The following is a 14,697-nucleotide window of genomic DNA, read 5'->3' on the forward strand; positions in this document are numbered from 1 at the left end:
AATGAACTTGTCGATTCGAATTATTGATAGCCTATCTCAATTACCCTCCTATCGACAGTCGTGGGAGGCAGTGAGGCAGACCGGTAATATTGGTTTTTGTTGCAGTTTTGACTGGATACACTGTTGGGTTAAACACTATCTATCGGCGAAAGACAAGCTAGCTATCGCTATGGTCTATGACGGTCAAACTCCGGTTGCAGTGATGCCGACCTATTTGCGCTCATATCAGCAATCAGCCGAGTTGTTCTTTATTGGTCAAGGGGAAGCAGAACACGAGGAAGTCGCCAGTGAGTTTCAGGACATCATCATCGCCCCAGGGTATCGCCAGAGAGTATTTGAACTTTTACATGACTTTATCACCCAAATCGACAACTTAGCAGCGGTTGAGTTTCGGCAAGTTTTGGACTCCAGTACCTGTGTAGCGTTTATGTCGCACTATCAATCACTCGCTCAAACACGCACGGTAACGCATCGTTCTCAGCGCTATTCGTTACAGGTTAATAATTTTGTCGACTCAATTCCTCATCCCAATACGCGTCGCAAACTGCTCAAGTCCTTAGCGGATTATCAGCTCGAATGTCAATTACCTCAATCGCAGGCAGACGCGCAACGCATGTTAAATCAGTTGATCACCTTGCATCAAAAGGCATGGCAAGCAAAACAAAAACGCGGTGCCTTTAGCAGTCAACGTTTTATCGACTTTCACCAGCAATACATCGCTGATAAATGGCAACAAGGCAAAGTTTTGTTGTTTGCTCTGTCTCATCGCACAGACGTCGTTGGCGTTTTTTATGGCATTATCGACGACACGCTGCTCAGTTACTACCAAAGCGGCTTAGATCTTACTCAGGTTAACAATCTCGGTTATGCAATGCATGCGCAGGCTATTCGCCTCGCTAAACAACGAGGGTTAACACGGTACGATTTGATGGCCGCATCAACCAACAGTTACAAGCGCCGTATAACCAATACCACCGAGCCGATGCTGACAGTTCGATATCAATTTTCACGACGCCACTGGCGCGACTACTTAACTGAGGTAAAGAGCAAGCTTTGGGGCAAAATTAAGGAGCATGCGTTATGACGTTTGTCATACTGTGTTTGTACTTTATTGTCGTTATTATTCGACCTCATGAGTGGTTCGAGGCGACGCGGCAATGGGAAGCTGCGCGTTACTTGATTTTGCTTTGCGCTATTGCGTATGCCCTGTTTGAAGAGAAAAAGTTTTGGCCTAAACAGCTGTCTATGCTGCTTGGTGTTGCACTGGCTATATTGTTGTCTATGGTATTTACCGGATGGCTAAGTGGTGGCATTAATCGCAGTGTAATGTTTGTATTTTCGTCGGTGATTCCGGTGTTACTGATCAGCAACATTGTCAAACAGCCATGGCAAGTCGAGTGGATAATGCGCATTATGGTGTTCGGCACATTGGTGATGGTCGCACACGGTTACGTACAGGTAACATCCCCTGACGGTGTGGGCTGGACGGGTCAAGCGCTGATCATGGAGCGGGCGACTTATATTGGCATTTATGGCGATCCCAATGACTTTGGTATGTATGTGCTTATCACTATTCCGATGATGTTTTATTTACTCAGTGAGAGTAAGGGATTTATCGGCAAAAACTATTATCGGTTGGCAATACTGGCCAGTTTGTACGGCATTTATATCTCGAATTCGCGCGGTACATTAGTGGGCGCACTGGCACTTCTTGGCTTTTATTTTTATCAAAAATTTGGCGTGTTAAAAACCGCAATTATGTCGATTTTTACCTTGCCAATCGTACTCTTGGTCATGGGTAAATTTAGGGCTATAGATCTTGAGGAAAACTCGGCACAAGATCGGGTGTTGGCCTGGTATGACGGTATCCACATGTTTTTTGCAAATACGATATTTGGAGTTGGCAAAGGGTGGTTTACCGATTTTCATTCTTTAACCGCTCACAACTCGTATATTTTAGTACTGGCGGAGTTGGGCATGTTTGGATTTGTGTTTTGGTTTGCCGCGATGAGTTATTCGATGATGCAGATGAGTGGTTTATTTGACGGTAAGGCCAACAAAATTCAAATCACCTTGTTTTATAGTTTGTTAGCGTTTGCGACGACGGGCTTTTTTCTATCTCGCAGTTTCTCAAATATTTTTTATCTATTGATTGGGTTAAGCGCCGCGATTTGGTGGCAAAAGATGCAAAAATCTAAAGCAAAGAACTTTGAGTTGGCGCAGGTACAGGTACAGCAAGCGGTAGCGTCAGTTGTTTTAGCGCCCTTTGCTGTGGTAGCTATCTACATGATTATAAAGATATTACTAATGGTATAAGATGAAGCAAAAAATACAAAAAGCGATATCGATTGTAAAACAAATGGCAGACATGCCAACGGTACCCATTGATTTACAATTAAGTAAAGCGAAAGACAATGACCCATTTTTTCAACAGGTCACTCAGCAGTTTTATCGACAGGCCATGTCTCGACATAACAAGTATCTGCTGATTCGACAATTGCAGTATGGTGTGGCGCTATTTGCCGAGCCTCATGCTAGCAAAGATTACTTTATGAGTATTGAGAGCTCAGCACGGCGCAACTACCGCAAAGCAGTGCGCTTTAATTATCGAACTGAGGCGATCAACTTTAATGATTACCTAGACGATATTTGGGAGATCCGTAAATCGGCGAAAGTACGCCAAGGAGAAATGCCCGAAGAATTTATCCAGCAGCGCCCGCAACAGCGTCCCGTGCACAAAAGTAATCGCGCTGAGCACGATTACTGTTATTACGGTGTTTTGGATGAAGACAATAAATTAGTGGCATACGCGGCGTTTTTAGTTGCTGGAGAGTTGTGCATGCTCGAACATATGTATGGTCACGCAAAAGTGCAACACCTCGGCGTAGTACCACAACTTATCATTGATGCGTATCAAGATATTAAAAAACGCCACCCACAAGTACTCTATTATGCCTATGGCTCCTTCTTTGGTGCCAGTGATAACTTAAAGCGCTTTAAGAAAAAAATGGGCTTTAAACCGTACAAAGTTAACTGGCAGCTGAATTAATGATGAAAGTTGTACACGTTGTCAGTAGCTTGAATATGGGAGGGGCTGAGCGATTCGTCCTCGATTTGGCTAGCTTTCAACAAGCCAATATGGACTTAGATGTAGATATTGTATCGATGGGCAAAGCCACCGATGCGCTCTATCAAAAAGTGGTTGAGCAAAATTATAAAGTGCATTTGGCAACGACAGTAAATCAACTTAGAAGGTTGTTTAACGAAGCGGATATTGTTCATGTACACTCCAGCTATTGCTTAGCAAGAGTGGCTCTGTCGCTACTTGGGCTCAAGGCTAAGTTTATCTACACTCGGCATAATCAACACCCATTACTCGGCCTTAAGTGGCGCAGTATTTATCGTTTGGTGTTTGCACGCCTGCACCAGGCGGTGTTTGTTTCGCGTACCGCCGAGCAGCAGTTTTTACAGCACTATCAGCATTTTAAAGGCAAAACGACGGTGGTCCTCAACGGCATTACTGCCATCGCACAAGCTCCTAACCAGTTTGGTTTTAAAGAGGGGGAGCGGCGGTTAAATATTGCCCATGTCGGGCGTTTTGTGCCATTAAAAGCTCAACACCTATTACTCGAAGCGGTGAGTAAACTCACCGCTCCAATACGAGATAAAATCACTGTCAACTTTTATGGTGACGGACCGTTGAAAGCTAAAAACCAAGCACTCGCCAAGCAATTAAAGATTGAGCATATGGTTAATTTTCACGGCAATGTCAGTGAACAACAGGGTATTTATCAGGGCAATGACGTGTTAGTGGTTACCTCTGAAACCGAGGGCTTGTCGCTGGTGATATTAGAAGCCTTCAGCGCCGCAATACCGTGTATTGCCAGCCGTGTCGGCGGTAACGTTGAACTCGTCAAAGACAATGAAACTGGTTGGCTATACGACTATCAAGATACATCAAAGCTGGCAGAAATTGTTACCAGTATCGTCAAACAGCCCGACTTGATTGCGCGCACGGGTCAAACTAGCCTGCTCTATTTCCAAACGCACTTCACCATGCACAAGTGCGCTGAAAGCTATAAACAGGTCTATACATCGTGAGAGCGGCAATGCAAACAGCCATGGCAGGTGTCAATTTGTACAGCGAATATATCTGTGGCATGCTCGCGTCAATCGTCATTGCGCGCAGTCTAACGACAACGGAGTACGGGCTGTATTCAAGCATCATTTTTCTCGCCAGTATGTTTACCTTGTCAATCAATGCTGGAATGAACATAAACGTTACCAAGTTTGTCGCCGAGTTATCACATCAAGCACCGCACTTTTTATCGTCATTTACCTATCTAATTAATCGTCTATTTGCCTTACGCCTGCTGATAGCTACTTGTTTAGTCGTCGGCGTCATAGCAGTCAATTTTGATTTTGGTGTCCCCGCACTGGTTATTGCTGGGGTATTGGTTGGCGCGACATTCAAGGCTCGCTATACGCTGGATAATGCGGTACTCAAAGGCTTGCGGCGTTTTGATACGGTGGCGAAAGTTAGCTTGATAGTCAATCCGACCAATGTACTCGCGGTCGTTGCCTGCGCCATCTGGCTACCTACCTTAAATTACTTTTTAGCGGTCTACGCTGCCACTTGTTTACTGTTTTGGTTGGTGATTAAGAGTGTCGGTAATGACCTACCCAAGGCCACGCATAGTATTGAGTTTGATCAGCAATACAGGCAACGGTTTATCGAGCAGATGATCAGCGCGACATTCGTGGTCATCTTTGCCGGTTTTACCTTTCGTCAAAGCCAAGTGTTGGTTTTGAAGGGCTACGATTTTGTTGAGGCCGCCGGCTTTTTCAATATCGCTTTTATTCTTGCTAATGCCGCACTTACCTTAGTGCCAGGTATTTACAGCGAAATATTACTGCCTAAAATGGCTATCGCCAGGCACACTAAAACCGCTAAAACCGAGGTGCTGCAAGCTCAGCGCTATTTGACTTTGTTAGCGTGTTTAGTGGTCTTTCCATTAATTGTTTACGCCGAGCAATTGGTTGCTTTACTGTACGGAAGTAGATACTTAGCGGTCGTTGAACCGTTGCGTTGGATGGTCTTGTTTAAGTTTTTAGGACTGTTGAAAGAAGGTGCAAACCTCACCTTGATCAGTCACGACAAACAACAAGTGCTAGCTAAAATTAACCTTTTGATCTTTGCTCTGATGTGCGTACTTAGCGTCGTTTTTGTCAGTCAATACGGGCTGATGGCAGGCGTTTGGGTATACGGGATATTATCGATTATTCAATTGTTGGCATATCAGCATTGGGCTAGACCATATGGCTATGTGATGTTACCTTGGCCAGCATTGTTGCGCATTATTGTTCCTGCACTGATCATGTTTGTGCCCCTGCTGTTACTCGAGATGCAATTTAGTCGTTGGTGGATGATGATTCTCGGAAGTCTTATATTTGTCGCGGGTTACTTGCACTTGTTGATCTGGTTCGGTGCTTTTGATCAAACCGGGCAGCGCTTTATTATCTCATTGCAACGAAAAGCGCCATTTGCCCTTAGAGCCTATTTGGGTTGGCTAACCAAAGGGCTGACGGCCAAATAGGTTAACAGTGGCAGGTGGGCGAGTTGTGTTACACCGCAAAGCGGGCCAGTGGTTGAGGAGAAAGGAAGTGCGGGAGATAGGGGCTATTTATGCCCCTTGCTAATTTACGAGCTCTGTATTACCACAATTACGTTGCTTGAAACTGTTGTAATATCAGCGATGTCGCCTGTGTGAGCTGTATCCGTTGTGTTTGTTGAGCACTGGGCTGTTGCTGTGAAATCCAGAATACCCCATCGGGATGATGCATGCCACTTTTGATGTTGTCGGCCATATAAAAGTAATCGAAGAAACGATGTGGTTGGTGCTCGATCTCGAACGTAACCTCATTATCTAGTAAAACCTTTGCATTGCAGCCGGCAAACACTCTGTCGCCTTCAAGCACCAACTTTAACAGTGGTGTGCCATTGGAAAAATTGGCCTGGGCAAGTATTTGCATCGCCTCACTCGCTTGTTGTTCACTAGCAAACTGAATGTGGAATTGATGTGACATTACCGGCATCACACTAATCAAACCGGGTAATTCGAACAGGGCCACTAGCTTATCGAAGTTAGTGGGGCGGTAAAAGCGGCGGCCACCTTGTGCTTCTTCTGCGGTGAAAGGTTGCTGACTCAACGCCGAAGATAACATAATACAGGTGTCTTCGTCAGCCATCGCCAATACACGGCCTATGAGTTTATCGTGATTTTGGTATGCATATTCTATCGCTTGACCAAACTCGGCGAGCTTGGCCGGGTCTGCCGGCGCTGAAAACTTATCAGGTTCCATATAGCGCCAGTACTTGTGTTGAAAGTGAGCCGTCGAATTAGAAAACAACACCGAGAAATGCGGATTAAATTTTTTCAGGCCGTAGGCAAATACATCGGTTTGCAACCAATCGAGAATGGTGGCTTTGCGCCATCCAGATGAGTCGCTAGTAAAGCGATGCCAAAATACCGAACTAATGTGTTTTAACGTTGCAAGCGAGAGCCCGTGTTTGAGCATAAAGTTAAAAAATTTAGTGTAGTCTTTTGCGCTTAACTGAAAGTTGTCGTTAGAATGCTCTTGCACGTTTGCGCGAACAAATTGGTAAAAGCTATCAAGTTCTGCTGGCGAGGCCTTACCATCGGCGCTCCAAGGGTCGGGCAAAGCCCAAATATTCGGATCGTTGGGGTCGTATTTGATATTCATACCACCACATAACCAACTGCGCAAACCTTGCTTTGACAGCCGATCCCAAATCGAGTCTTGCTGCAAGTTTTGTGCTTCTCCCAAGCGATAGACTCGGTGTTGTTCGCAGGATACGCCAGTGTGTAAAGTAACCCACTGAATCCAAGGTTCGAGGTACTCAACATCGCAGCTTGCATCGGTGATGAATTTTTGACTTTGTGCTGCGAGCTTAGAAAAGTTGGGTAATTTACCTTGTGCGCAAAATTTGTCTATTAGGTTTGGGCACAACTCATTGAACTCTAATAGTATGACCTTTTTCGCTTGCATGAAGACCTCTTGAGGTGGTTATTGTTTTGTCGTTAACTTTTATAGTTTAGACAGCAATGGTAGAAGTTGCTAAACCAAAAAGCGCCGAAATTGAATCAATGCAACGCTCAATTTACTGCTTATTTATCGACCGAGTATTGTATCGCGCCAACGCTTGTTTGTTGGCCTCGCTTGCGTCCTAAAATATCGCTTTGAGGACTGAATTCTGACCTAGTCACCGTTAGCTTGTTGACGTTGCTCGGTTGGCTAATTTGGCTGATAATGCGCCGAAACACTTGTTCAATAGATGTTGAACCGTCGGCAAATTTGCGTTGCTCAGCGATAAATACGGGCGATATCAGCTCTGGTGGCGCTTGGATTTCGGGATTAAAATGTATGAGGTTGGCGTCATCACTGGCATTGATCTCATCAATGATCGAATGCGGAATACTGTTTGGTCCGTTAAACACTGCGTTGTTTTGTAATGAAAATTGATCGACGGTGCCAATTTCAGTATCGCTAAAATCATTGAGCTTTTGGTAGTCGCCAGCGCCCATAGTGCCCGTTGGATCGGAAAATATATTGTGGGTCAGCAAGATTCCCGTAGGCACTTGATTTTGCCCTTCGACACTAATTCGCAGTGCATACGCATTACTCGGCAAGTCACCGATAACGGTATTGTGGCTAAAATTAATATCGCGCGCACCTTTGACCGCAAAAGGCGAACGCATAGAAATGTCACTATTGCCGATGAGCAAATTGTTAACAATATTGATATTGCGAGCCTCAAAGTAGGGCTTGCCATCTTCACCAACCAAAATAAAGCCGTGACCATGAGAGCCTTGCCAGTTAAAGAATATGTTGCCGTCGATATCAATATTGGTACTGCCGTGGTAGCGGTCCTTATCGTCGTTACTGTCTTTTATGACAATATAACTCGATGACTTCTTGGTGATATCGCGATTGCTCGCGTTAAAGTCGTTAAAAAATACATTGTGCCGAACCGAGACATGCGATGTGGAATTGATGTCGATGTGCTCATCGGAATTACCCTGATTATAAAACAGGTTACAGTTTACTAAAATGTGATGAGCGCCATAGTTAATTTTCAACAGGTCATTGTTGAAGCTGTCGTGAATGATGTTGTTGACTAAGCTGATGCCGTAAACATTGGTGGTGCCCCAAGCGTCAATGTGGACAACGACCGGACTGGCTTGGGCATCTTTATGGCGGATTTCAAACCCTTCAATACGGATATTAGACGCGTTTTTCACTAACGCCAACACCCGTTGATTAGCGGTAAGTTTGGCCGCGTAGGGTATCTCAGACTTAATAGTGATGCCTGTTTTAAACGCTTTGCTGATCTTGACACGACCATCATACACACCGGGTTTAACGATGATTAAGCTATCGTCTTCGGCTTTAAATACGGCAAACTCTATGTGTCGCCACGGACTTACTTTGGTACCTTTTCCTTTGTAGTCGTGACCATCTAGAGCAACGTAGTAGATATTTTTATGTTGGGGTGCGGGCTCACAAAGCGGAATGCTATCATCGCCAATAGCTCGCAGGGGCAATAATAGTAAGGATAATAAGATAGTTAAATGACCAACAGAGGGTGTAGTTCTAAACATATTTTTACCTTTTAGCCTCACTAGAAGATATGTAATCACAATCGACTTTCGCCGTATTTGTACCGTCACCAGATTGCAATTGTTTTAATAGGGTTTGGGTCCACTTTTGCGGGGTAAAATGAGTTAATGCGTAGTGGCGCGCATGTGGATTGGGGCGTTGAATCGAACGTAAAACATCAATAATTTGTTCGTTGCTGTCGGCAAAATGAGCGAACAGGCGTGGTTGATTTGAGATCACTTGTAACCCGTATTGCTGAGCCTCAACCACCATTCGCGAATAGCCATCGTGCTCTGTGATGCGGATCAGAAAATGGCTGCGCAGGTACAATTGATGCATCTGATCTTGCTCGACAATGCCCAGCGACTGCACGTTCGCTAAACTGGATAGTTGTTTGTTCAAATGGCCAACTAAGACAAATTGGTAGTCGGGTAAGCTTTTGGCAAGCGCCAACATTTGCTCGGTTCGATAGAGCCATTCACGTTGGTCGTTTGAGTAGATAATAATGACCTTAGTGCGAGCTTGCCAATTTTGTTCGATGTCTTGCTTGCTTAGCTTTTTGCTTAATTGGTATAAAGGGGTCGGTGCTTCCCAGTTGTGAACGTTAGTAAAGGCCAAGCGTTTTAAATCATCGCTGAGCCAGGGCGCAGAGGTGAAGTTGCAATCGATACAGTGTCGTAAAATCGGTAATACCCACAACTTGTTTATTGCTGAAAGCCGTTTTAGTAACAATAGGTCTGTTCCCATCCAGCGACGCATGACTAACGAGTAACCTTTTAATTTAAAACGCAAAGCGAGCTTGAGGCCAAACCATAAATAAGTGTGCGCAAACAAAATCGCAGACCCTTTTACTGGGAGACGAGTTAATTCGGTCAGGTTGGTGCAAAAGTGTATTTGTTGGTAGCCTTCGGTCATTTGTCGCCATTGCTCTATATGCCGGCCTTGACCAAAAATAATGACCCGCTCGCAACGATTCGGCACTGGCCTACTGCCGGCGCTTTTAGCGAATATTGCCATCAAAACCACCTTTGCTATTAGCGCAAGAACCTATATCACAGTCCACCATTCGCCAAGCGATACTGGTTTGTTGATCGGTTCTAAACACACCGCTCAGTCTCGACAGTTTAAGCGCCATTAAGTTGTCGACGGTGGTGTCGCCGTATTGATAGGTATAGGTAATTTGGGCGCGTTGGCGACCTTTTGCTACGAGCAAATAATTCGCTTCTCCAGTGCGGTCATGGCGAAGCACCTGCCATCCTTCAGGTACCATGTTATTCAAGTAAAAGTCAGGTTTACAATCGAGCTCTTTGCAATCAAACCAAATACGATATTCGCTAATATCACTGGGTCTGTCAGTCGAGGAGGTGTGATTAATCGATGAATAAAACTTTATCGTCGGCGCCGGTAACGTCTCAATATTGGTATACACCTGATTTGATTTATGTGCGGTTGCTAACCAAGATGACGATAAACTCAAGCCAAGCACACACACCACGATCGCTCTTGCTTTGATGGCAATTGATGACCCGCAATTTTCTTCTTTAGCATCTGCTACCGGTAATTTGCGCTCTAGATAATTGCCGTATGCAAACAACAAAAACAAGAAGGGAATATATAAATACCAGCCAAAGTTATTGTGGTCTTTCATTAGAGGCGATGTCATTTGCGTGTATTCACCAATTAAAATGAGGGCGGTAATTCGTATCCAGTTGGTGACTAAGGCGCCGGCAATGGCAACGCTAATAAATTTAATGGCACTTGACCAATGTCGCAAATACAGCAACACATATAAATGGGTTATCGCGAGAGAAACCAGTAAATAGCGCAGGCCACTGCAGCCGTTGGCGATGTGAAATACCCCGGCGGGGATGGTGACATATTGCTCTTCAACATAAAACGCGATGCCTGAAAAACTCATCATCACCTCAACTGCGCTGACCGAAATAAATTGCAATAAATTGGTCAAGCTACCCCACACAGGTAATAAATATATCGGGTATAAGGTCGCTGCAACCAATGCCAAATTAGCCCTTAGAAACAGCAAAATGGCGCTGCTACATAGCAGCAGTAAGGCGATCCAATAAGCCAAACTAAGCTGCGCTCTGACAGAGACAAATAGCAATAAGCTCGCTAACACAAAATAGCCAATCACGGTCACAGAGAGCTTTGTTCGGCCAATGAGTTCGCCCCGTTGGTAGAGCCTCCAAAATAGAAACGCACAGATAAATGGAATCAGGTAGGCGTGCGAGTAACTGCCGTCATCAAAGCTATGACGCCAGATGGTGGTAATAATTTGCACGTTTAACAGCGCAGCAATGACATACACCGTTGCGATGACAATTAATGGTGTTACCCGGAAAGTTTTCATTTGTTTGTTATTGTGTTCACAAGTTGTTTTTTTCAGCTTTACATTAGGTCTAGCTCATAACTTGAAAAATTTCATCTATACTTTTTACTGATCAAATAATAAACGAATTACATATCAAGGAACTGGGATGCTAAAACTAATCACACCCGCACTGTTGATTGCGGCTTTGGTGGCTTGCTCTGGGCAAAAATCATCTGAACAATCGATTCAAGACGCGTTGGAGCTGATTAAGCAGAGTGATGTGTCTGCGGCTGTTGTTGAGTTAAAAAATGCAATCAGGGTTGACCCAAATGCAAATCAAGCTCGCTTTTTGTTGGCTCAGCTTTACATGCAAACCAGCAATTTTGGCGGTGCGCAAAAAGAGTTGCAGCGCGCATTTGACAATGGCTACGATGCCAATGAAATCATTCCCTTACAAGTGCGATTGGCTCTGCTCATCGGCGATGCCGAAAAAGTGCAAGAATGGGTCAACCATTCAAGTGTTGACACATTACATCCAAACAAACAGACAGAGATTCAAGCAATTGCCGGTATTGGATTGACTTACTTGGGCTACTTTAAAGAAGGCTATACAACGCTGGCCAAGGTACTTAACGACGGAAGTCAGGACAGCCGCTATTACACCATGGCCAAAGCTTGGCTTGCTGCCAACGAGGGCCAAGCGGAACAAGCCATCGCCTTGGTTGTGCCTCTGGTCGAGCAGGATAAGGTTTATGATGACGCTCGGGTTTTACTGGCCAATTTATACGGTCTAGACAACGATCCTGAGCAAGCGGTTAAAACCCTTGAACCGGTACTGGCTCGTCATGGTAATGACGTGTTCTTTCGCTTGTTGTACGTCAATATGTTGATGCGCAGTGGCGAGTTGGAAAAGGCACACGCTGAAACCGATACACTGCTTCGCAGTTCACCTAACGCTCCGGCTATCAATGAGGTCAAGGCAGAGTTGAGTTTGCGCAATGGCAATTACCAAGAAGCGGTTGAATACGCGACTATCGCCCTAACCAATATTCCCAATCTTCACAAAGCAAATCTCATCGCCGGTATCGGTCACTATAAAACCGGCAATATGGAAATGGCATACAATCATCTGAAGAAAATAGAGCCTCGGTTACCAAAAAACCATCTAGCCCAGCAGGTACTCACTCAGGTCAAGCTAAAACTTGGCTATATTGATGAAGCGGTTGGTAGTATAGACACCTTAAATGCGCTGACACCAAACGATTTTGCCGCTCTGGCTAATGCCACCGTTGAAATGTTGCGCAGTGGTGATACGAAGCGCGCGGCAGAGTATTTAAATAAGCTAGAAAACATTGATGAGTCCAACGCAGACATGATGTTAAAGCGCGGTGCGCTTAAGCTTTCAGTCAAAGACGAATCTGGATTACAAGACCTTTACGACGCCCTGATTATTGATCCTGAACTGCGCGAAGCGCGCCTTGCACTAATCCACCATTACCTACAAAGCGATCAGCTTGACATGGCAATGATTGAAGCCGAAAGATGGATTGAAGAGATTCCCGAACGAGAGGGCGGTCAGCTTGCCAAGGGGTTGGTATGGCGCCAAAAAGGCGATCTTGATCAGGCTAGATCGGCTTTTCAAGCCGCATTGAAGGTTAATGAAAACTCCATTGGCGCACATTACAACCTCGCGCAAATCGCTAACCGTCAACAGCGCTATGACGATTCATTGCGTCATTTAGAACAGTTGTTTGCGCACAGTGCCGATCATCAAGGCGCATTGCGGTTGGCGGTTAACTTAGCGCCGAATGTTGGCGATCAGGCGATCACCGGATTACTGGAAAAGTTGAGCGCCCAAGAGCCAGATAACTTGGCCTTGGCCATTGCCACGGCGCAAACCTATGACAACTTGGGGCAAGCCGAGATAGCTATGCAACAGCTCAGCAACTTGCGCCGTGAGTTTGGTGAGCAGCCGAAATTATTATCGGCCATAGCCAAAGTCGCCATTCGCAATGGTGACTATGCCATGGCTGAACAAACATTTAAGCAAATTTTAGATGTTGCACCGAGAAACTTCACCGCTCAGTTAGGTTTGCTCATGGCCCTAGAAAATCAAGGCAAAGACCAACAGGCATACACTGAAGTTAAAAAGGCGCAGCAGACGTTTATTAATGTGCCGATGTTACATTTCTTTGAAGCTAACTTCTTGTATAAAACCAAAGCTTACAAAGCGGCTCAGAATAAACTCGCCTCGATTAACCCATTGAGTTTAGAGGCTAAAGCGTATTGGAATTTAGCTACCAAGGTGGATATTCAGTTACAGCAATGGCAACGGGCAGTGAAAAGTGCAGCTAATTGGTACCAAGCCGAAGACTCGGTTGCCAGTTCTACCAGTTACGCCCGTACACTCGCCAAAGCAGGCCAACATGAACAGGCGATGAAGATTGCCCAACAGGCTTATCAAAAGCACGGCAGTCACCCCGGTCTCGATAGTCTGATGGCGGAGTTGAATTTAGAGCAGGACCCTGAGGCATCGTTTAAATATTATCAAAAACTCGCAACACAGCATCCGAAAAACTTTGGTATTCAAAACAATTTAGCCTGGGCCGCGTTGCAAATTGACAAGCTAGATGTCGCCTACCAAGCCGCTGAAAAAGCGGCAGAGTTAGCACCTGATAACCCGCATGTTATGGACACCTTAGCAATAACCTATATGCGCAAAGGCGAGTTTGAAAAAGCCGATAAATTAATGCAACAAGTGCAAAAGCAATTACCTAACAGCGACGAAGTAAAAATTCATTACGCCGAGTTATTGGTGCGTATGAAAGAATTTGAAAAAGCAAAAACGCTGCTAGATAGCATTGTTGATAGTGAACAGAAGCAAAAGGTAATGAGCTTATATGATGAGCTTAATGGTTAGAGCGTTACAGCTTGGCATATGCCTAATTTGGTTGACCTCATCGTTTGCTTTGGCTAGCCAAAGCTTGGTCAAACAAATTAAACGGATCAAACCCAGTATCGTCGGTGTGGGTATTTACGAGCCGACAGGAGCACCGCAAAGTCGCTTGTATGGTACAGGGTTTGTTATTGGCAATGGCAGCTATGTGGTGACTAACTACCACGTATTGCGGGCCGAGCTAACCGATACCCAACAGCGCGTCGTATTTTCAGGGACGGGCCCTAGGTCACAAGTGCACAAAGTCGATATAGTCGCCTACTCGAGTGAGACAGACCTAGCCATACTCAAGTTACAACAGGGTCAGTTGCCCGCCTTGACTTTATCGCAAGATTTGGCTGTTAACGAAGGTCAGGATATCGCTTTTACCGGCTTTCCTATTGGTGCCGTTTTGGGCTTATACCCAGTAACGCATCAAGGTATTGTCGCCAGTATAACACCCGATGCGATTCCCCTAGTGGGCGACAAACAGTTGTCTGCGGCGATGATAAAGCGACTAAAGAACCCTAAGCTGATCTATCAGTTAGATGCGACAGCATACCCGGGTAATAGCGGTAGCCCGGTGTACTTTCCTGAATCAGGCGTGGTGGTTGCAGTGATAAATAAAGTGCTCGTTCAGTCGGGCAAAGAATCCGTTATATCGGCACCGAGTGGCATTACTTATGCGATACCAATCAAACACGTTTTCAGTTTATTGGCATCACAGGGCATTGATATCAATGCCCCTTAA

Annotated in this window: 11 protein-coding genes; 7 read left to right on the forward strand and 4 right to left on the reverse strand. The window is 45.1% G+C overall.

All coding sequences use genetic code 11. The annotated features are described in order from the left end of the window. Window position 1 precedes the first annotated feature (1 nt). Genes ACAY30_RS00700 through ACAY30_RS00720 form a run of 5 tightly spaced genes read left to right on the forward strand, consistent with a single transcriptional unit; the run spans window position 2 to window position 5,597 of the window. On the forward strand, window positions 2-1,084 hold the full coding sequence (locus ACAY30_RS00700; RefSeq protein ID WP_290251273.1) for a GNAT family N-acetyltransferase: 1,083 nt from the start codon (window positions 2-4) through the stop codon (window positions 1,082-1,084). Next, window positions 1,081-2,316, forward strand: coding sequence for an O-antigen ligase (locus tag ACAY30_RS00705; RefSeq protein WP_290251272.1), 1,236 nt, complete (start codon window positions 1,081-1,083; stop codon window positions 2,314-2,316). Before ACAY30_RS00700 ends, ACAY30_RS00705 begins: the two co-directional genes overlap by 4 nt. Window position 2,317: 1 nt before the next feature. Further along, entirely contained in the window at window positions 2,318-3,049 is a 732-nt protein-coding gene (locus ACAY30_RS00710) for a hypothetical protein (protein ID WP_290251271.1), read from the forward strand. Then, window positions 3,049-4,101, forward strand: coding sequence for a glycosyltransferase family 4 protein (locus ACAY30_RS00715; protein ID WP_290251270.1), 1,053 nt, complete (start codon window positions 3,049-3,051; stop codon window positions 4,099-4,101). The genes ACAY30_RS00710 and ACAY30_RS00715 overlap by 1 nt, the downstream gene beginning before the upstream one ends. Window positions 4,102-4,109: 8 nt before the next feature. Next, a complete protein-coding gene (locus tag ACAY30_RS00720; RefSeq protein WP_290251269.1) occupies window positions 4,110-5,597 on the forward strand; it encodes a lipopolysaccharide biosynthesis protein in 1,488 nt (495 codons plus the stop codon). A gap of 127 nt (window positions 5,598-5,724) precedes the next feature. Here ACAY30_RS00720 and ACAY30_RS00725 read toward each other — a convergent pair whose 3' ends face one another. From ACAY30_RS00725 to xrt, 4 genes are all read right to left on the reverse strand, one after another. Beyond that, the gene (locus ACAY30_RS00725; RefSeq protein WP_290251268.1) at window positions 5,725-7,071 is read right to left on the reverse strand and encodes an alkaline phosphatase family protein; all 1,347 of its coding nucleotides are present in this window, start codon (window positions 7,069-7,071) and stop codon (window positions 5,725-5,727) included. Window positions 7,072-7,190: 119 nt separating this feature from the next. After that, window positions 7,191-8,684: a hypothetical protein gene (locus ACAY30_RS00730; RefSeq protein ID WP_290251267.1), complete on the reverse strand. Its 1,494-nt coding sequence runs from the start codon at window positions 8,682-8,684 to the stop codon at window positions 7,191-7,193. Window positions 8,685-8,688: 4 nt separating this feature from the next. Then, on the reverse strand, window positions 8,689-9,699 hold the full coding sequence (locus ACAY30_RS00735; RefSeq protein ID WP_290251266.1) for a glycosyltransferase: 1,011 nt from the start codon (window positions 9,697-9,699) through the stop codon (window positions 8,689-8,691). Then, window positions 9,683-11,050, reverse strand: coding sequence for an exosortase (gene xrt / locus ACAY30_RS00740; protein WP_290251265.1), 1,368 nt, complete (start codon window positions 11,048-11,050; stop codon window positions 9,683-9,685). Before xrt ends, ACAY30_RS00735 begins: the two co-directional genes overlap by 17 nt. A 127-nt stretch (window positions 11,051-11,177) precedes the next feature. Here xrt and prsT point away from each other — a divergent pair, with 127 nt between their 5' ends. After that, entirely contained in the window at window positions 11,178-13,931 is a 2,754-nt protein-coding gene (gene prsT / locus ACAY30_RS00745; protein WP_290251264.1) for an XrtA/PEP-CTERM system TPR-repeat protein PrsT, read from the forward strand. Next, window positions 13,912-14,697, forward strand: a complete 786-nt coding sequence (locus tag ACAY30_RS00750; protein ID WP_290251263.1) for a serine protease — start codon at window positions 13,912-13,914, stop codon at window positions 14,695-14,697. Before prsT ends, ACAY30_RS00750 begins: the two co-directional genes overlap by 20 nt.

The organism is Thalassotalea ponticola, from assembly GCF_041379045.1.
Taxonomy (GTDB): Bacteria; Pseudomonadota; Gammaproteobacteria; order Enterobacterales; family Alteromonadaceae; genus Thalassotalea_A; species Thalassotalea_A ponticola.